This window comes from Pseudomonas sp. LPB4.O (assembly GCF_038383825.1).
Classification (GTDB): Bacteria; Pseudomonadota; Gammaproteobacteria; order Pseudomonadales; family Pseudomonadaceae; genus Aquipseudomonas; species Aquipseudomonas putida.
The window spans coordinates 3,887,155-3,905,148 of record NZ_CP151298.1 but is presented as its reverse complement, the minus strand read 5'-3'; the positions used below and the strand labels follow the sequence as shown (position 1 = coordinate 3,905,148).

Annotated in this window: 17 protein-coding genes, 1 tRNA gene and 1 pseudogene; 17 read left to right on the top strand and 2 right to left on the bottom strand. The window is 57.6% G+C overall.

Going from position 1 to position 17,994, the window contains the following annotated elements; genetic code table 11:
• Window positions 1–25 precede the first annotated feature (25 nt).
• Window positions 26–331 (bottom strand): hypothetical protein, encoded by a 306-nt coding sequence (locus MRBLPB4O_RS17535; RefSeq protein ID WP_016499014.1) that lies wholly within the window; start codon window positions 329–331, stop codon window positions 26–28.
• A 338-nt stretch (window positions 332–669) separates the two neighbouring features.
• Here MRBLPB4O_RS17535 and thrS point away from each other — a divergent pair, with 338 nt between their 5' ends.
• From thrS to MRBLPB4O_RS17490, 9 genes are all read left to right on the top strand, one after another.
• Window positions 670–2,592: a threonine--tRNA ligase gene (gene thrS / locus MRBLPB4O_RS17530; protein WP_341796082.1), complete on the top strand. Its 1,923-nt coding sequence runs from the start codon at window positions 670–672 to the stop codon at window positions 2,590–2,592.
• Window positions 2,592–3,143, top strand: a complete 552-nt coding sequence (infC, locus tag MRBLPB4O_RS17525) for a translation initiation factor IF-3 (RefSeq protein ID WP_016499016.1) — start codon at window positions 2,592–2,594, stop codon at window positions 3,141–3,143. The genes thrS and infC overlap by 1 nt, the downstream gene beginning before the upstream one ends.
• A gap of 61 nt (window positions 3,144–3,204) precedes the next feature.
• Window positions 3,205–3,399 (top strand): 50S ribosomal protein L35, encoded by a 195-nt coding sequence (gene rpmI, locus MRBLPB4O_RS17520; protein WP_003250667.1) that lies wholly within the window; start codon window positions 3,205–3,207, stop codon window positions 3,397–3,399.
• 27 nt (window positions 3,400–3,426) lie between these two features.
• Window positions 3,427–3,783 carry a 50S ribosomal protein L20 gene (gene rplT, locus MRBLPB4O_RS17515; RefSeq protein WP_009394046.1) on the top strand — a complete coding sequence of 119 codons (357 nt, stop codon included), beginning with the start codon at window positions 3,427–3,429 and terminating at the stop codon, window positions 3,781–3,783.
• A gap of 109 nt (window positions 3,784–3,892) precedes the next feature.
• Window positions 3,893–4,909 (top strand): phenylalanine--tRNA ligase subunit alpha, encoded by a 1,017-nt coding sequence (gene pheS / locus MRBLPB4O_RS17510; protein WP_016487883.1) that lies wholly within the window; start codon window positions 3,893–3,895, stop codon window positions 4,907–4,909.
• Window positions 4,910–4,940: 31 nt separating this feature from the next.
• Complete coding sequence (pheT, locus tag MRBLPB4O_RS17505; RefSeq protein WP_341796081.1) at window positions 4,941–7,334, top strand: phenylalanine--tRNA ligase subunit beta; 2,394 nt, start codon at window positions 4,941–4,943, stop codon at window positions 7,332–7,334.
• A gap of 4 nt (window positions 7,335–7,338) precedes the next feature.
• A complete protein-coding gene (gene ihfA, locus MRBLPB4O_RS17500; protein WP_003250679.1) occupies window positions 7,339–7,641 on the top strand; it encodes an integration host factor subunit alpha in 303 nt (100 codons plus the stop codon).
• Complete coding sequence (locus MRBLPB4O_RS17495; protein WP_003250681.1) at window positions 7,622–7,978, top strand: MerR family transcriptional regulator; 357 nt, start codon at window positions 7,622–7,624, stop codon at window positions 7,976–7,978. The genes ihfA and MRBLPB4O_RS17495 overlap by 20 nt, the downstream gene beginning before the upstream one ends.
• A gap of 115 nt (window positions 7,979–8,093) precedes the next feature.
• A tRNA-Pro gene (locus tag MRBLPB4O_RS17490) sits at window positions 8,094–8,170 on the top strand.
• A 509-nt stretch (window positions 8,171–8,679) separates the two neighbouring features.
• Here MRBLPB4O_RS17490 and MRBLPB4O_RS17485 read toward each other — a convergent pair.
• A pseudogene (locus MRBLPB4O_RS17485) lies at window positions 8,680–8,856 on the bottom strand (WYL domain-containing protein); the annotation flags it as partial.
• Between MRBLPB4O_RS17485 and MRBLPB4O_RS17480 the strand changes: the two are divergent.
• From MRBLPB4O_RS17480 to MRBLPB4O_RS17445, 8 genes are all read left to right on the top strand, one after another.
• Window positions 8,792–8,959 (top strand): hypothetical protein, encoded by a 168-nt coding sequence (locus MRBLPB4O_RS17480; protein ID WP_341798943.1) that lies wholly within the window; start codon window positions 8,792–8,794, stop codon window positions 8,957–8,959. The pseudogene MRBLPB4O_RS17485 and the gene MRBLPB4O_RS17480 sit on opposite strands and share 65 nt — an antisense overlap.
• A gap of 369 nt (window positions 8,960–9,328) precedes the next feature.
• The gene (locus tag MRBLPB4O_RS17475; RefSeq protein ID WP_167070214.1) at window positions 9,329–9,526 is read left to right on the top strand and encodes a helix-turn-helix domain-containing protein; all 198 of its coding nucleotides are present in this window, start codon (window positions 9,329–9,331) and stop codon (window positions 9,524–9,526) included.
• Window positions 9,523–10,137, top strand: a complete 615-nt coding sequence (locus tag MRBLPB4O_RS17470; protein ID WP_341796080.1) for a DUF1819 family protein — start codon at window positions 9,523–9,525, stop codon at window positions 10,135–10,137. The genes MRBLPB4O_RS17475 and MRBLPB4O_RS17470 overlap by 4 nt, the downstream gene beginning before the upstream one ends.
• On the top strand, window positions 10,134–10,790 hold the full coding sequence (locus MRBLPB4O_RS17465; RefSeq protein WP_341796079.1) for a DUF1788 domain-containing protein: 657 nt from the start codon (window positions 10,134–10,136) through the stop codon (window positions 10,788–10,790). Before MRBLPB4O_RS17470 ends, MRBLPB4O_RS17465 begins: the two co-directional genes overlap by 4 nt.
• Window positions 10,791–10,801: 11 nt before the next feature.
• Window positions 10,802–14,356, top strand: a complete 3,555-nt coding sequence (gene brxC / locus MRBLPB4O_RS17460; protein ID WP_341796078.1) for a BREX system P-loop protein BrxC — start codon at window positions 10,802–10,804, stop codon at window positions 14,354–14,356.
• A gap of 79 nt (window positions 14,357–14,435) precedes the next feature.
• Entirely contained in the window at window positions 14,436–16,241 is a 1,806-nt protein-coding gene (pglX, locus tag MRBLPB4O_RS17455) for a BREX-1 system adenine-specific DNA-methyltransferase PglX (protein ID WP_341796077.1), read from the top strand.
• Between the two features lie 2 nt (window positions 16,242–16,243).
• Window positions 16,244–17,383: an AAA family ATPase gene (locus MRBLPB4O_RS17450; protein WP_341796076.1), complete on the top strand. Its 1,140-nt coding sequence runs from the start codon at window positions 16,244–16,246 to the stop codon at window positions 17,381–17,383.
• Entirely contained in the window at window positions 17,383–17,940 is a 558-nt protein-coding gene (locus MRBLPB4O_RS17445) for a hypothetical protein (protein ID WP_341796075.1), read from the top strand. Before MRBLPB4O_RS17450 ends, MRBLPB4O_RS17445 begins: the two co-directional genes overlap by 1 nt.
• Window positions 17,941–17,994 lie beyond the last annotated feature (54 nt).

Sequence of the window (17,994 nt, the reverse complement as noted above, 5' to 3'; positions counted from 1 at the left end):
GTCAGCCACCACCGCCTTTAAGGTTTCAGCGCTTCGGTGCACAGGCCTGTTGCACCACGGTCTGGGCCTTCTGCATCAGCTTGGCGTCAACGCCATCCTTGCTGTCCAGGTCGGCAATCTCGGCGTCGGTGAAATTCTTTTTGATCGCTTGTGCGCCGCAATCGCAGTGTTTTTTCGCGGTGGCAGCGTCAACGCCCTGGCTGCCGGCCACTTGCGTGCACTGGGCGGTGTAGGCGGCCTCCTTCCCGGCTGGGAAGTTGCCGGCGTTCGCAGCCACGGGCAGCAGCAGGGCGCCAGCGGCCGCCAGGGCCAGAAGAGACGGAACTCGCATAACCAGTTACTCCTTGGGTTAAGGTCTCATCAAGAGTAGGTTGCTTCCCAAAGTCTGAGCGGTATTTTTCCGCGTTAGTTCACCGCTGCGGTTCAATTTCCAAATATTTCTGCCTGGGGTACAACCCGCGTGCTAGCATGCTCGGCTTGTGGTCGCGCCTGTGCCGGCTGCAGCTATCTTTTTTCTTTCCAGTCACTCTGGTTCGTCCCTTGCAAGCCGAAAGGCTTCTGCCACTGTGAGGCAGGCTTCCTTATGAAGGAAGGCAGGCCGGATCTTGTACTGGCTCATCCCAACCCACGTGACCTTTGGTAGGGGTCACCACTAGGAGAGGAGGCGCCATGCCCACTATTACTCTTCCCGATGGCAGTCAACGTTCGTTTGATCACGCCGTATCCGTAGCCGACGTTGCCGCTTCCATCGGCGCCGGCCTGGCCAAGGCCACCGTCGCCGGCAAGGTCGACGGCAAACTGGTCGATGCTTGCGACCTGATCAGTCACGACGCCACCCTGCAGATCATCACCCCTAAAGATGAAGAGGGACTGGAGATCATCCGTCACTCGTGCGCCCACCTGGTCGGCCACGCCGTGAAGCAGCTGTACCCGACCGCCAAGATGGTGATCGGCCCGGTTATCGACGAAGGCTTCTATTACGACATCGCCTACGAGCGCCCCTTCACCCCTGAAGACATGGCCGCCATCGAAAAGCGCATGATGGAGCTGATCGAGAAAGACTACGACGTGGTCAAGAAAGTGACCCCGCGCGCCGAAGTCATCGACGTGTTCAAGGCCCGTGGCGAAGACTACAAGCTGCGCCTGGTCGAAGACATGCCGGATGAGCAGGCCATGGGCCTGTACTACCACGAAGAATACGTCGACATGTGCCGCGGCCCGCACGTGCCGAACACCCGCTTCCTCAAGGCATTCAAGCTGACCAAGCTGTCCGGTGCCTACTGGCGCGGTGATGCCAAGAACGAGCAGCTGCAGCGCGTGTACGGCACTGCCTGGGCCGACAAGAAGCAGCTGGCTGCCTACGTTCAGCGCATCGAAGAAGCCGAAAAGCGCGACCACCGCAAGATCGGCAAGCAGCTCGACCTGTTCCACCTGCAGGAAGAAGCCCCGGGCATGGTGTTCTGGCACGCCAACGGCTGGACCGTGTACCAGGTGCTCGAGCAGTACATGCGTCAGGTTCAACGCGCCAACGGCTACCTGGAAATCAAGACCCCGCAGGTTGTCGACCGCATTCTCTGGGAGCGTTCCGGCCACTGGTCCAACTACGCCGAGAACATGTTCACCACTTCGTCGGAAAGCCGTGACTACGCGGTAAAACCGATGAACTGCCCGTGCCACGTGCAGGTGTTCAACCAGGGCCTGAAAAGCTACCGCGACCTGCCGCTGCGCCTGGCCGAGTTCGGTGCCTGCCACCGTAACGAGCCGTCCGGCGCCCTGCACGGCATCATGCGTGTGCGTGGCTTCGTACAGGATGACGCGCACATCTTCTGCACCGAAGAACAGGTGAAGAAAGAAGCCGCCGACTTCATCAAGCTGACCCTGGACGTGTACAAGGACTTCGGCTTCAGCGACATCGCCATGAAGCTGTCCACTCGTCCGGCCAAGCGTGTTGGTTCCGAAGAGCTGTGGGACCGTGCCGAAAGCGCACTGGCCGACGCCCTGAACGAATCGGGTCTTGAGTGGGAATACCAGCCAGGCGAGGGCGCCTTCTACGGCCCGAAAATCGAGTTTACCCTGCGCGACTGCCTCGGCCGTAACTGGCAGTGTGGTACCCTGCAGTACGACCCGAACCTGCCAGAGCGTCTGGACGCCAGCTACATCGCCGAAGACAACAGCCGTATTCGCCCGGTCATGCTGCACCGCGCCATCCTCGGTTCGTTCGAGCGCTTCATCGGCATGCTGATCGAGCACTACGCTGGCGTGTTCCCGGCGTGGCTGGCGCCGACCCAGGCGGTGATCATGAATATCACCGACAAACAGGCCGATTTCGCCCTCGAGGTTGAGAAATCTCTGAACGGTAGCGGTTTCCGTGCCAAGTCGGACTTGAGAAATGAGAAGATCGGCTTTAAAATCCGCGAGCATACTTTGCTCAAGGTCCCGTACCTTTTGGTTATAGGGGATCGCGAAGTCGAAACGCAGACCGTTGCAGTGCGTACTCGCGAAGGCGCAGACCTGGGCTCCATGCCCGTCGCCCAATTCGCTGAGCTTCTGACACAAGCGGTTTCCCGGCGTGGTCGCCAAGAATCGGAGTAATGACTATTAAGCGTGAAATGAGAAACGATAAGCGTGCTGTACCGAAGGCCCCGATCAACGAGAATATCTCGGCCCGCGAGGTTCGGTTAATTGGCGCAGACGGCGAGCAGGTTGGCATCGTCTCGATTGATGAAGCGCTGCGTATCGCTGATGAAGCGAAGCTGGATCTGGTAGAAATCTCTGCAGACGCGGTACCACCGGTCTGCAAGGTCATGGACTACGGCAAGCACCTCTTCGAGAAGAAGAAGCAGGCCAACGAAGCCAAGAAAAACCAGAAGCAGATCCAGATCAAAGAAATCAAGTTTCGTCCAGGGACGGAGGATGGGGATTACCAGGTAAAACTACGCAACCTGGTACGTTTCCTTACCGATGGGGACAAGGCCAAGATCTCTCTGAGATTCCGTGGTCGTGAGATGGCCCACCAGGAGCTGGGCATGGAGCTGTTGAAGCGGGTTGAAGCTGACCTGCTTGAATACGGCACCGTTGAGCAGCATCCGAAGATGGAAGGACGCCAGCTTATGATGGTCATCGCCCCCAAAAAGAAGAAGTAATCTCCCGGGCACGGCAGGCCTGATGATTATTGTGTAATTTTTTTCGAATGCGGAGTTCAACATGCCAAAAATGAAAACCAAGAGCGGTGCTGCGAAGCGCTTCCTGAAGACAGCTTCGGGCTTCAAGCACAAGCACGCTTTCAAGAGCCACATCCTGACCAAAATGTCGACCAAGCGTAAGCGTCAACTGCGCGGTGCCAGCTTGCTGCACCCGTCTGACGTGGCAAAAGTCGAGCGCATGCTGCGCGTTCGTTAATTCTGGTTAAGATAGAGGAAGTTACTCATGGCTCGTGTTAAGCGTGGCGTCATCGCTCGTAAGCGTCACAAGAAAATTCTGAAACTGGCTAAAGGTTACTACGGTGCACGCTCGCGCGTATTCCGCGTAGCCAAGCAAGCGGTCATCAAGGCAGGCCAATACGCCTACCGCGACCGTCGCCAGAAGAAGCGTCAGTTCCGCGCACTGTGGATCGCTCGTATCAACGCCGGTGCCCGCAACAACGGTCTGTCCTACAGCCGTCTGATTGCTGGCCTGAAAAAGGCTTCGATCGAAATCGACCGTAAGGTTCTGGCCGATCTGGCAGTGAACGAAAAAGCGGCGTTTGCTGCGATTGTCGAGAAAGCTAAAGCCGTTCTGGCTTAAGTACCCGCGACAATCACCCGGCGGCGCTAGCGCCGTCGGGCATTGAACGTCATCGATAGGGGAAGAGCCTTCAAAGCTCTTCCCCTATTTTCGTATCTGGAGTCTGTACATGGAAAACCTGGATGCGCTGGTCTCCCAAGCCCTAGAGGCCGTGGAGCGCGCTGAAGACATCAATGCCCTGGAACAGATCCGGGTTAATTATCTCGGCAAGAAGGGCGAGCTGACCCAGGTGATGAAGACCCTGGGCAACCTGCCAGCCGAAGAGCGGCCGAAAGTCGGCGCGCTGATCAACGACGCCAAAGAGCGCGTCACCGTTGTGCTCAATGCCCGCAAGGCCGCCTTTGAAGAAGCCGAGCTCAGCGCTCGCCTGGCTGCCGAATGCATTGATGTCACCCTGCCAGGCCGCGGCCAGGCCACCGGTGGCTTGCACCCGATCACCCGTACACTCGAGCGCATCGAGCAGTTCTTCACCCACATCGGCTACGGCATTGCCGAAGGCCCAGAGGTCGAAGACGACTACCACAACTTCGAAGCGCTCAACATCCCCGGCCACCACCCGGCCCGGGCGATGCACGACACCTTCTACTTCAATGCCAACATGCTGCTGCGTACCCACACCTCGCCGGTGCAGGTGCGGACCATGGAGTCCACCCAGCCGCCCATCCGCATTGTGTGCCCGGGCCGCGTATACCGCTGCGACTCGGATATCACCCACTCGCCGATGTTCCACCAGGTCGAAGGCCTGCTGATCGATCGCGATATCAACTTCGCCGACCTCAAGGGCACCATCGAAGAATTCCTGCGGGTGTTCTTCGAAAAAGAACTGGCGGTGCGTTTCCGCCCATCGTTCTTCCCCTTCACCGAGCCGTCCGCCGAAGTCGACATCCAGTGCGTGATGTGTTCCGGCAACGGCTGCCGCGTGTGCAAGCAAACCGGCTGGCTGGAAGTGATGGGCTGCGGCATGGTGCACCCGAGCGTGCTGCGCATGTCCGGCATCGACCCTGAAGAGTTCCAGGGCTTCGCCTTCGGCATGGGCGCCGAGCGCCTGGCCATGCTGCGCTATGGCGTCAACGATTTGCGTCTGTTCTTCGACAACGACCTGCGGTTCCTTGCCCAATTCCGCTAGGCCCAATCGACGCACATTCTAGGAGAACAGCATGAAATTCAGTGAACAGTGGCTGCGCGGTTGGGTAAACCCGCAAGTCTCCCGTGACGAACTGGTCGCCCGCCTGTCCATGGCCGGCCTCGAAGTCGACAGCGTTACCCCCGCTGCCGGCCAGTTCAGCGGCATTGTCGTAGGCGAAATCCTCGCCACCGAACAGCACCCGGACGCCGACAAGCTGCGCGTGTGCCAGGTGACCAACGGCCAGGAAACCTTCCAGGTCGTGTGCGGCGCGCCTAACGCCCGCCCAGGCATCAAGATCCCGTTCGCCATGATCGGTGCCGAGCTGTCTGGCGACTTCAAGATCAAAAAGGCCAAGCTGCGCGGCGTCGAGTCCTTCGGCATGCTGTGCTCGGCGGCCGAGCTGGAAATCAGCGAAGAGAACGACGGCCTGCTGGAACTGGCGGCTGACGCCCCAGTTGGCGAAAACATTCGCACCTACCTGAGCCTGGACGACGCCAGCATCGAAATCGGCCTGACGCCGAACCGTGGTGACTGCCTGTCCATCGCCGGCCTGGCCCGTGACGTCAGCGCGCTGTACGACACCCCGGTCACCCGCCCGGTGGTGCCTGCCGTAGCGCCTGCCCACGACGAAGTGCGCCCGGTCGAAGTCAGCGCCCCGGCGGCCTGCCCACGCTACCTGGGCCGCGTTATCCGTAACGTCGACCTCAGCAAGCCGACCCCACTGTGGATGGTCGAACGCCTGCGCCGCAGCGACGTGCGCAGCATCGACGCCGCCGTCGACATCACCAACTACGTGATGCTCGAACTCGGCCAGCCGATGCACGCCTTTGACCTGGCAGAAATCAATGGCGGCATCCGCGTACGCATGGCCGAAGAGGGCGAAAAGCTCGTCTTGCTCGACGGCCAGGAAGTTGCCCTGCGTGCCGACACCCTGGTCATCGCCGACCACACCCGCGCCCTGGCCATCGCCGGCGTCATGGGTGGCGAGCACAGCGGTGTGAACACCGAAAAAACCCGCGACCTGTTCCTGGAAAGCGCCTTCTTCGAGCCGATTTCCGTCGCCGGTAAAGCCCGCTCCTACGGCTTGCACACCGATGCCTCGCACCGCTACGAGCGCGGCGTCGACTCGCAGCTGGCCCGCGAAGCCATCGAGCGCGCCACCCAGCTGCTGCTGGACATCGTCGGCGGCGAAGCCGGCCCGGTGGTCGAAGCTGTCAGCGAACAGCACCTGCCGCAAGTGGCCCCGGTCACCCTGCGCGCTGAACGCATCACCCAGATGCTCGGCATGGAAATGGACCCAGCCCAGGTCGAGCAACTGCTCAACGCCCTGGAGCTGACCACCACCAAGAGTGGCGGCTCTGAAGGTGTAGCGCAGTGGACCGTCAACGTCCCAAGCCACCGCTTCGACATCAGCCTGGAAGTGGACCTGATCGAAGAGCTGGCCCGCCTGTACGGCTACAACAACCTGCCGGTTCGCTACCCGCAAGCCCGCCTGGCCCCACAGGGCAAGCCGGAAACCCGCGGTGACCTGCCAACCCTGCGCCGCCTGCTGGTTGCCCGCGGCTACCAGGAAGCCATCACCTACAGCTTCATCGACCCGAAACTGTTCGAATTGTTCAGCCCGGGCGTAGAGCCGCTGCTGCTGGCCAACCCCATCTCCAGCGACATGGCCGCCATGCGTGCGTCCCTGTGGCCGGGCCTGGTCAAGGCACTGCAGCACAACCTGAACCGCCAGCAAGACCGCGTGCGCCTGTTCGAAAGCGGCCTGCGCTTCGTTGGCCAACTGGGTGACCTGCAGCAACAGCCTATGATCGCCGGCGTCATCACCGGTAGCCGCCTGCCAGAAGGCTGGGCCAACGGCCGCGACGGCGTCGATTTCTTCGACGTCAAAGCCGACGTCGAAGCCTTGCTGGGCTACTCCGGCGCCCTGAGCGATTTCACCTTCAGCGCCGGCAAACACCCAGCCCTGCACCCAGGCCAAACCGCCGCCATCGAGCGCGACGGCAAACTGGTTGGCTACCTTGGCGCCATCCACCCAGAGCTGGCCAAAGCCCTGGGCCTGGACCGCCCGGTGTTCCTGTTCGAGCTGGTGCTGGGCGACGTGGTCGAAGGCCGCCTGCCGAAATTCAGCGAGCTGTCCAAATTCCCGGAAACCCGTCGTGACCTGGCTTTGATTGCAGGACGTGATGTAGCTTCTAGCGCGGTGCTTGAATTAATTCGTGACAATGCAGGCGAATGGCTCACAGACCTCAGGCTGTTTGATGTCTACCAAGGTAAAGGCATTGATCCTGATAGAAAAAGCCTTGCCGTTGGCTTGACCTGGCAGCATCCATCGCGCACTCTTAACGACGATGAGGTGAACACTACCCTGCAAAACATCCTCACCTCGCTTGAACAAAGGTTGAACACCACGTTAAGGAAATAACGGCATGGGTGCTCTGACGAAAGCTGAGATGGCCGAAAGGCTGTACGAGGAGCTAGGGCTTAACAAGCGTGAGGCCAAGGAGCTGGTCGAGCTGTTTTTCGAAGAAATTCGGCACGCACTTGAAGAGAACGAGCAGGTGAAGCTGTCCGGTTTCGGCAACTTCGACCTTCGCGACAAACGCCAGCGGCCGGGCCGCAACCCCAAGACAGGGGAAGAGATCCCGATCACCGCACGGCGCGTCGTCACCTTTCGTCCAGGGCAGAAGTTGAAGGCCCGGGTTGAGGCCTATGCTGGAACCAAGCCATAACGACGAACTGCCCCCCATACCGGGCAAACGCTACTTCACCATTGGTGAAGTGAGTGAGCTTTGTGCGGTAAAACCGCACGTGCTGCGGTATTGGGAGCAGGAGTTCGACCAGCTTAACCCTGTGAAGCGGCGGGGGAACCGGCGGTATTACCAGCGGCAGGACGTGCTGATGATCCGCCAGATTCGTGCGCTGCTTTATGACCAGGGGTTCACCATTGGCGGGGCGCGGTTACGGCTCTCCAGTGATGAGGCTAAGGATGAATCCAGCCAGTACAAGCAGCTGATTCGGCAGATGATTGTTGAATTGGAGGATGTGTTGGTGGTTTTGAAGAAGTGAGCTGGGCTTTTCTGATGAGTGGAAATTTTTTTGAGAAAAAGCTTTCATTTATCAGAGGGTTAGGGTACATTCTTCAACGTCCTCAGCAACATTGAGGACATGCTTCAAGCCCAGTCGGGGCGTAGCGCAGCCCGGTAGCGCACTTGCATGGGGTGCAAGGGGTCGAGTGTTCGAATCACTCCGTCCCGACCATTATTTAAACGATTAAGCCACCTTCGGGTGGCTTTTTTGTTTGTTCAGTAAAAAAGCGCACTGCAAGCCTTGCAGCCAGTTTGCCTGTCAAGCGTGCTCTATACGCATTCGGTATTCTCTTTCGGGATTAGCGCTTGTCGTCCCCAGTGAGGTACTTGACCGAATGCGTCAGTGGCTCAGGGTCCGCTGCCATGAGCCGGGGGGATTTGAACTAGGTAAGTAACATATTGATTAATCTAGAAAACTCAGGTTTGCATTTCAAGCTGGAATACCGATTGGAATACTGCGAGGAGTATTCCTGGCCTACCTATGGCCGGTTCGGTCGCCCGCTATCGGACGACCTAGGTTCAAGCGCGCTCACTGAGATAAACGGCTATGGGATAACAGGTATCACCCCACATTGCGTCCGGGTTATCCAGCACCAGCAGAATAACGACCGGAACCAGCTTGTCGAGCAGGTTGGCGCAGTCACGCAGTTTATCTCGGTTGACGCTGCTGAGATCTAAGTGTCAGTACCTTATCAACCACGGCTGCAGTTCCTGGAGGTTGCTCACCACCAGTCCGAAGTCGGTTTCTATGATTGCCTTCTGCGCCTCTATCAACCGTCCATCAGGTGCGAAGATGACCGGCACCTTGATATTCCAGTCTTCGTCCTACTCGCGCGAATTCAGCGATTCGTCGAGCAAGCGCACACGCAGGCGGCTGTTCGGTGATGTAGGTATTGATGTCCTTCGACGCCTGCTGACGGCTGAGGTCGAAAACAGTCCTAAAGTAGAAGCGTGTGTCTGAAAACTTTACGGGTATCTGGGCTGCTGGGAGTAATTGGTGAGACCAGGCTGAGCCTAGCGCTTTAACCTGTCCTATCTGTTTACCTGTAGGAACAGCCAACATGGATTTCGTCAGCCATTTTACTTTAGGGTGTGGCCATTCGATATCGCTCGCAAGGCAGCTTGCATCATGCGTGCAGATTTCCTGGTCTCACTCGCAGCGAGTTTCTCAATCCTGGTGGGCAGCGGCTTGGTCGTGGTTTGTCGATAGGTTGAAGGATGCGTCGGCGATCTAATGGTCGCGTGCTGAATCTTGGCTTTTCGCTCATGCTTATGCCTGCTTAACCAGTTTAAATCGGTTAAGATCGCTGTTTTTTTCTGGGCGAATTCGATGACTGACCGTTGGCTGAGCGTCGATGAGATTGCAGAACACCTGGGTGTCAGCAAAGACACCGTTTACTCATGGATTTCCAAGCGCAGCATGCCTGCCCACAAGGTGGGTCGTTTGTGGAAATTCCAAAGGTGCGATGTAGACGCTTGGGTGAAAGGGGGTGGGGCGAACGACGATGTGGCACGAGAGCCAGCATGAGCACCGAACGCTACCGTCTGTCGTTTACAACAGGTGGCCTATTTCTACAGGAAGCCCCACTGGTTGCTGAGCGTTACCTATCGCTGCGCGACTGGTCGCAGACTCGTGCTGAGGTGCGTAGTGCCAACCTCCTGCAGGCGCGTACAGCCAGTGCAGCCAAGCGCATTAGCATCGAGTTGTTCGGGCGACTCGTACTGCTCGATGTCGAAGAGCTGGAGGTTCTGGTCGAAGGTAGCCGGCGTGAGCGCAGTTACTTGCTCTGGTCGGCGGTCTGTCGCCGTTATGGCTTCATTCGCGATTTCGCCATTGAGGTACTACACGAATACCACCTCAACCGACGCCACCAGATCATGGCTGCTGACTACGAGGCTTTCTACAACGCTAAGGCACTTTGGCATAAGGAGCTGGACGAGATTGCAGTCTCCACCCAAAAGCGTCTGCGCCATGGTGTATTTCAGATGCTGCGCGAAGCTGGTCTGCTCTCCGAGCAAGGCCAGATCCAGTCTGCGCGGCTTAGTCCGTATCTAGCCCGGCTGATAGCCAAGCAGGGGCGTGAGCATCTGTTGGTTTTTCCTGCCACGGATAGCGAAATTCAGAGGTGGCTTCAATGAGCCGGAAAATCAGTCAGCAGCCGCTGGCCACACGCTTCGAGCATCTGCTTGGCGTTATCAGCAGCCAGCGCTTTATAGAGATGAGAGGGCTGAACAACGATCTGCCCTTTTACATCTGCGAATTCAAAGCTGCTGAAGCTGTGGAGATGGAACGTGTACGCCGGCAGCTGGTAACACGGCTGGCGAACATGAGCATTCCCTGTCTCCAGGGACGAGGCATACAGGTTCTGGAGATCAACCTGTATGACTTGTCTATTGAGTTGCTCAAGGCTCGGGAGGGCAGTAGTGAGGAGGGCAACCTCTGGGATGACCTTCTCGCCGTTGAGCAGGAGGTAGAGAAAGAACTGCTGCTGGAGACTCTGCAGAACGTGCTGGGAGTTGAGGAGTATCTGATCCCCGCTATTGGTGAGCGACTAGCGGCGGCAGAGTACGACGTTTTATTCCTCTCTGGGATTGGTGAGGTGTTCCCCTACATCCGTTCACACAATGTGTTGAACAACCTGCAAAGCACTGCCAAGTGCAAGCCTACGGTGATGTTCTTTCCCGGCGAGTATCGGTATTCGCTGGAGCAGGGGGCCTCGCTGGAGCTATTTGGCTTGCTGCATGACGACAAATACTACCGCGCATTCAACATTTTCGAGACTCAGGCCTGAGGAAGCAGTAGATGGAACTCAACGGCATTTTCCTAAATCCCGTCAGCCGTCCTATCGAAGGGGTGATCAAGGCTGATGATGACGCCAGCCTGTACAACGAGCTGAGCGAGTATGTGCTGACTGACGAGGTCGCCAAGCGCCTGGAGCACTTCCTTGATGCTTACACCGACTACCACGGTGCCAACGGTGTGTGGGTATCTGGCTTCTTCGGGTCGGGTAAATCGCACTTGTTGAAGATGTTGGCGCTACTGTTGGAAAACCGACGAATCGATGGCGCCTCTGCCTTGGATATTTTCCTGCCCAAGATCCATGAGGACGATGAGCTACTGCGAAGCCAGCTCAAGAAGGCCGTTGCCATACCATCGAAGAGCATCCTGTTCAACATCGACCAGAAGGCCGACATCATCAGTAAGACGCAGATCGATGCCTTGCTGTCGGTTTTCGTCAAGGTCTTCAACGAGATGTGTGGCTACTTCGGCAAGCAGGGTTACATTGCCCAGTTCGAACGAGATCTCGACAGTCGCGAGCAGTTCGATGCTTTCAAAGCCGCCTATCAGATCATCGCCAAAAAGCCCTGGGATCGTGGTCGCGAGCAGTCCCTGCTGGAGTCCGGCAACATTGCGAAGGCTTATGCACAGATCACCGGTGAAGACCCGACGCTGGCCAAGGGAATTCTCGACAAGTACCGCACCCAGTACAGCGTCTCCATTGAAGACTTCGGTAACCAGGTCAAAGCGTGGCTAGATAAGCAACCGACCAATTTCCGCCTGAATTTCTTCGTCGATGAGGTAGGCCAATACATTGCCGAAAACACCAAGCTGATGACCAACCTGCAGACAGTCGCTGAAAGCCTGGCGACTAAGTGCCAGGGTAGGGCGTGGATCATTGTTACCGCTCAGGAGGATATGAACTCCGTGCTCGGTGACATGAGCAAGCAGCAGAGCAACGACTTCACCAGGATCCAGGCTCGCTTTGCCAACCGCCTCAAGCTCACCAGCGCTGACGTGGCCGAGGTGATCCAGAAGCGTCTGCTGACAAAGAACGACCGCGGTGCAGACCTACTGAAAACCGTCTATGACCAGCAGTTCAACAACTTTAAGACCTTGTTTGAGTTCGCTGATGGTGGCCAGCATTATCAGAACTACCGAGATTTGCAGCATTTCACCTACTGCTACCCGTTTGTGCCGTACCAGTTTCCGTTGTTCCAGTCGGCCATCCGTGGCATTTCTCAGCACAACGGTTTTGAAGGTAAGGCAAACTCGGTGGGTGAGCGCTCCATGCTCGGTGTCTTTCGCGAGGTGGCCATCGCCATTGATAACCAGCCGGTTGGGCAGCTGGCCACCTTTGATCGAATGTTTGAAGGCATTCGTGGCGCGCTGAAAAGCGCTATCCAGAGTGCGATCAACACCGCCGAGCACCACTTGGGTGACGAGTATGCTGTTCGCGTTCTGAAGGCTCTGTTTCTGGTCAAATACGTCAAGGAGTTCAAAGCCACCCTGCGTAACCTCAGTGTATTGATGCTGGAGCGTTTTGGCGAGGATGTACCCGCCCAGCGTAAGAAGCTGGAAGCTGCACTCAACCTGCTTGAGCAGCAGACCTACATCCAGCGCAATGGCGATCTCTACGAGTACCTTACCGACGAAGAGAAGGATATTGAGGAGGAGATTAAAAATACTGAGGTGGAGTCTGCGGACATTCTCAAGGAGCTTGAAGTTCTGCTGTTTGATGGAGTAATCAAACAGCGAAAGATCCGCTACGACAACGGCCAGGACTACTCCTACACCCGCAAGATGGATGATCGGGCACTCAGCCGAGAGCATGAGCTCACTATCCATGTAGTAACGCCGCTCAGCGACAACTTCGACAATCTCACCGTGCAGCGTATGCAAAGCATGGGGCGTGACGAGCTGCGTGTAGTGCTGCCAGCCGATGCGCGCTTCATGCAAGACCTGACCATGTATAAGCGCACTGAGACGTACACTCGTCAGAACAGCAGTACTCAGCAGGATGCGGTCAAGCGCATCCTCGACTCCAAGAGCTTCCAGAACACCGAGCGCCTTGCAGACATCCAGGAGCGTGCCAAGCACTTGCTGGCAGGTGCCCAGCTGATCATCAATGCTGCTGATATCGAAGCCCCCAGTACTGATGGTCAGACACGAATTCTGAAAGGCTTTTACCAGCTCATCGAAACCACCTATCCGAACCTGCGCATGTTGCGGGATGTACCGTTCAGCGAGGCTGATACTGGCAAGTACCTGCGCCAGGGGCAGGAAGGGCTGCTTGGCAACGATGCGACCAGCCTTAGTGAGCCCGAACAGGAGCTATTGGCTTTTATCCAGACCAACGCCCGCAGTGGTGTTCGCACTACAGTCAAAAGCTTGCTGGAGCGCTTTGAGCGCAAGAGTTACGGCTGGTACTACGCCGCAATTCTCTGCAACCTTGCTTTGCTTTGCGCGCGAGGAAAGGTCGAGGTGCGTCAGGACAGCAATCCCTTAGAAGGGGATCTGCTGGAGCGCAGCCTGCGCAATACCAATGCCCATGCCACGTTAATATTGGAACCGCAGATTGAGTTCAGCGCTTCCCAGGTGCGCGTGCTGAAGGATTTCTTCGCGGACTTCTTTGACCAGCCGGCCGGCAGCAATGAAGCTCGCGCTTTAGCACGTGAAACCATAGACGCGATCAAGGAGCTGGAAATCGATCTGGCTGAGTTGCACGGTCAGAAGGTGCAGTATCCCTTTCTCAGTGCCTTGGACGCTGTGCTGGCGACTCTCAAGGAAATAGCCGCCAAGAGCCCTGCCTGGTTCCTGACGGATCTCTCCCGCGCAGAAGATGCACTGCTCGATGCCAAGGAACAGGTCATCGACCCTGTGCAGCGCTTTATGAAAAGCCCGCAGAAAGAGATCTACGATCAGGCTCGTCTGCTGGTGCAGGAGCAGCAAGAGAATTTTGCCTACGTCGGCTCGGCCGAAGTTGATGCCATTCGAGCCGTGCTCGCTGATGCAAAGCCCTGGCAAGGCAATCGCCTTCAACAAGCTCGGCAGCAGTTGGAGGCGCTTCAGCTCGCCATTGCCAACCAACTGGCCAGCGAACAAAAAGCCAGTGAGCAATTGCTTGAACAATTGGAGCAGCGCCTGCAGGGTGCCGATGGATACGCGGCTCTCGACGTGGGGCAGAAACAGCAGCTCTCAGCCCCCTTTGCACAGGCTAAGCAGCAGCTGAAAGGGCAGAGGCTCATTGCGGTCATTCGTGACCAGCGCAATCGTTTCGAAGACGAGCAATACCCTCAGCTGTTGCTCAAACTTGATCAGCTGGCGCGTCCGAAGCCGATGCCCCCTGAGCCGCCTGCGCCATCTAGCCGCACCGGAAGGACTGACGCTCCAGGTACTGACATGCCTAAACAGCCGGCGCTGGAAGTGGCAGAGCCGCGCATCGTTCAGTCCCGTCACATCAAAGTCGGCTACGCAAAGCCCTGGTTGACCAGTGAAGCCGAGTTGGATGATTACCTGCAGAAGCAACGTGAAGCCTGGCTGAAGGAAATCCTAGCGGGCAACCGAGTGCAGATCTGAAACTGAATAAATACAACTGGCCCGCACGATGAGAGGCCAAGTCGATGGCTGCTCGATTGAGCGGCCGGTAGGGAGATAGATGGATACCAGCAAACTCAAGAAATTTGCCCAGTATGCACGCCGCATCTTGCTCGATCAGGTGAGCGGCAAGTTGGATGTGGTACTGGCGCTGCAAAGTGCTGCACGTCGCGAGCGAGCCCTGGTCGTGGCTGAATTGGAAAAACTGATCAGCAGCTCCGGTCGCGAGCATGTGGAAGAGCGGGTTGCCTACATCTGGTTCAACCGCTTTTGTGCGCTGCGCTTCATGGACGTCAACCGCTACACCCGAATCGGCGTTGTGTCTCCGGTTGAGGGGCAGTTCCAACCCGAGATACTGGCCGAAGCCAAGATGGGGCACGTCGATGAAGAGATGGTGCCGAGCCAAGTTCGTCAGAAGATCCTGGATCTTCTGGCGGGGCGCGCACCCAGTAGCGACGCTCAGGGCGAAGCCTACCGTCTGCTGATAGTTGCTGCATGCAACGCGTGGCACCAGTCGATGCCCTTTCTGTTCGAGCGTATCGACGATTACACCGAGTTGCTGATGCCCGACGACCTGCTCTCGGGCAACTCCATCCTGGCTTACACCCGCGAGGCCATGACGCCGGACGCTTGCGAAGACGTGGAAGTCATCGGCTGGCTGTACCAGTTCTATATCTCCGAGAAGAAGGACGCTGTCTTCGAGGGGATGAAGAAGAACCAGAAGATCACGCCAGACAACATCCCCGCAGCCACCCAGCTATTCACCCCGCACTGGATCGTGCGCTACCTGGTGGACAACTCCCTGGGCCGGCTGTGGCTGCTCAACCGACCCGGCTCCAGGCTGGCTGAGCAGATGGCCTACTACATTCCGCCCGAGAAGCCGGAAACTGACTTCCTTAAGATCGAGGGCCCAGAAGACATCAAGGTTTGCGACCCCGCTTGCGGCTCGGGCCACATGCTGACCTACGCCTTCGATCTGCTCTACGCCATCTACGAAGAAGAAGGCTACGATGCTGCCGATATCCCCGAGAAGATTCTTACGCACAACCTTTACGGCATCGAGCTCGACGAGCGTGCCGGCGAGCTGGCCGCCTTCGCGCTGACCATGAAGGCCCGCGCCCGCCAGCGCCGCTTCTTCAACAAAAGCGTCAAGCCCAACATCACCGTGCTGGAGAAGGTGGAATTCAGCCGCGAAGAGCTGGACGAGTACATGAGTCATGTGGGCCGCGACCTGTTCATCCACGGCCTGCGCGAAACGCTGCAGCAGTTCAGCGAAGCCGACAACTTTGGCTCGCTGATTGTGCCCAAGGTCGGCAACGTGGCCGATGTGCTAGCCACGCTAGAAACTAAAGAAATGGCCGGCAACCTCTTCCTGGCCGAGACTCACGAGCGCGTGCTCAGCGTGTTGCGTATGGCCGAGGCGCTGAGCCAGCGCTATGCGGTGGTGGTTGCCAACCCGCCGTACATGGGTGGAAAGGGCATGAACCCCAGGCTTAGCGCATGGCTGAAGGAAAACTACGAGCCGGTAAAGACCGACTTGTTTTCAGCGTTTGTGGTGCGAAATCTCGAACTCGCGCTCCCGAGGGGGCAGCTTGGCTTCATGACACCATTTGTGTGGATGTTCATCTCCAGCTACGAAAAGCTGCGCACAATCTTGGTTGATCAAAAAACGATCACATCCCTCATCCAGCTCGAATACTCTGGCTTTGATGGCGCGACCGTCCCCATTTGTACGTTCACGGTTGAAAACGCCCACAAGCCTGACTTTCGTGGCGGCTATGTGCGCCTTTCGGATTTCCGGGGAGCAGACCAGCAAGGGCCTCGAGCCTTAGAGATCATTCAAGCAGCTCGCTCGGTGGGTAAATAAGTATGATCACCCACCTGCAGCTCAAGAACTTCACCGCCTTCACCGAGCTGGCCATTGCCTTCTCGCCGGGCATCAATATCGTCATTGGCGAGAACGGCACAGGTAAGACCCAACTGCTCAAGGCCGTGCTGGCGCTAAGTGCGCCAGAGGCTAGAGCTGAGCAGTCCGATGTGCAATTGGCTCGCAAGCTGTGCCGGCTGTACCACCCGCTCAGCGGGCAGGTGGGCGAGTTGCGCCGTGCTGGCATACGCGGCCATGCACTTTTGAGCGTGACACTTGCTTCCGGCCAGTCCATCAGCGCCAAGTTCAACGGTAGTGCTGAGGTGGTCAAGGTCAGCGACGGCGTCATGTGCGAAGCCGCCCCTGCCATCTTCATCCCGACCAAGGAGGTGCTGTCGTTGGTGCGTGGTCTAACGGCTGAGCAGCCCGACCTGCTCACCATCGAGCGCATCTTTGACGACGGCTACCTGGACCTGGCCAGCCAGTTAGTCAAGGAAGGCGCAAACGACCTGAACGCCAAGGTTCAACTCGACCCGAAGTTCGCCAGCATCGTGCCCCGGCTGGTCAACTTGATCGGTGGTCAGTACCTGCTGGAAAACGGTCGTTTCGTGTTCGAGCTGGGCCGCTACGAAGAGAAGGACGCCGCCACACGCAGCAAGGTCCAGCAAGCGCAGATTTACCAGGACAGCACGGAATGGAAGTTCGTGCCCGGCAGCAAACATCGCCTGTCCAGCGGAATGACGGCCGAGGGTTTCCGCAAGATCGGCATTCTTCAGCGCCTGCTTAGCAACGGCAGTCTCAATCCCGGCACCTCCGGTCCGCTGCTGTGGGACGAGCCCGAATCCAACCTCAACCCCAAGCTGATGAAGGATCTTGTGCTGGCCCTGCTGGAGCTGGCCCGCAACGGCCAGCAGGTCATCCTCGCCACGCACGACTACGTGTTGCTCAAGTGGTTCGACCTGCTGATGGACAAGGGCAAGGGAGACCATGTCGTTTTCCATCGCCTGTATCGCACCGAGGGCGAAGAGAAGGTTCAGCACGAAAGTCAGTCGGACTACAGCATCGTTGGCCGCAGCGCCATCAGCAATACCTTTGCAGAGCTGTACGACGAAGACGTCAAGCGCGCATTGGGAGGCGACTGATGCAGACTTACCGTGCAGAGGAGACAGCGGAGCTGCTTTTCAACTTTCCCGATGACTTGAGCTGGAGTGAGCTGGACAAGCAGGGCGTCAAGCTGCCCGTGCGTATGAAGTTCGTCGATTTGGTCATTGAACGTGACAAGGACATCTTGCTCGTCGAGATCAAAGACCCATCGCACTCTCGGAGTAAGGAGAATGATCGCAACGCCTACCTAAAGCGCCTGTCTGACAACTCGGTTCTGACTCAGGAGCTGACGCCCAAGGCGCGCGACTCCTACCTCTATTTGCACCTGATGGAGCGAGACCACAAGCCATTCAAGTATGTGGTGCTGCTCGGGTTGGACGCGTTCGCGGCGGATGTTCAGAAAGGGCTACTTGGCCCATTTAAGGGCCGATTGCTGGCTGACATCCGTGAGGAGTCTTTCGAAGCATGGAAGCGCAGGCATATAGCAGATTGCTTAGTGCTGTCCGTGGAGTCTTGGAACCAGCACTTTCCTGAGTGGCCACTGCGTCGCGAGGCACCTGCTGAAGTAGCGGTCCAGGAAGGAGTGGTGCAGTGACAACCCTTCAAGACTTCGGCCTACCGTTCAAGCCGCTACCGGATAAATTTGAGA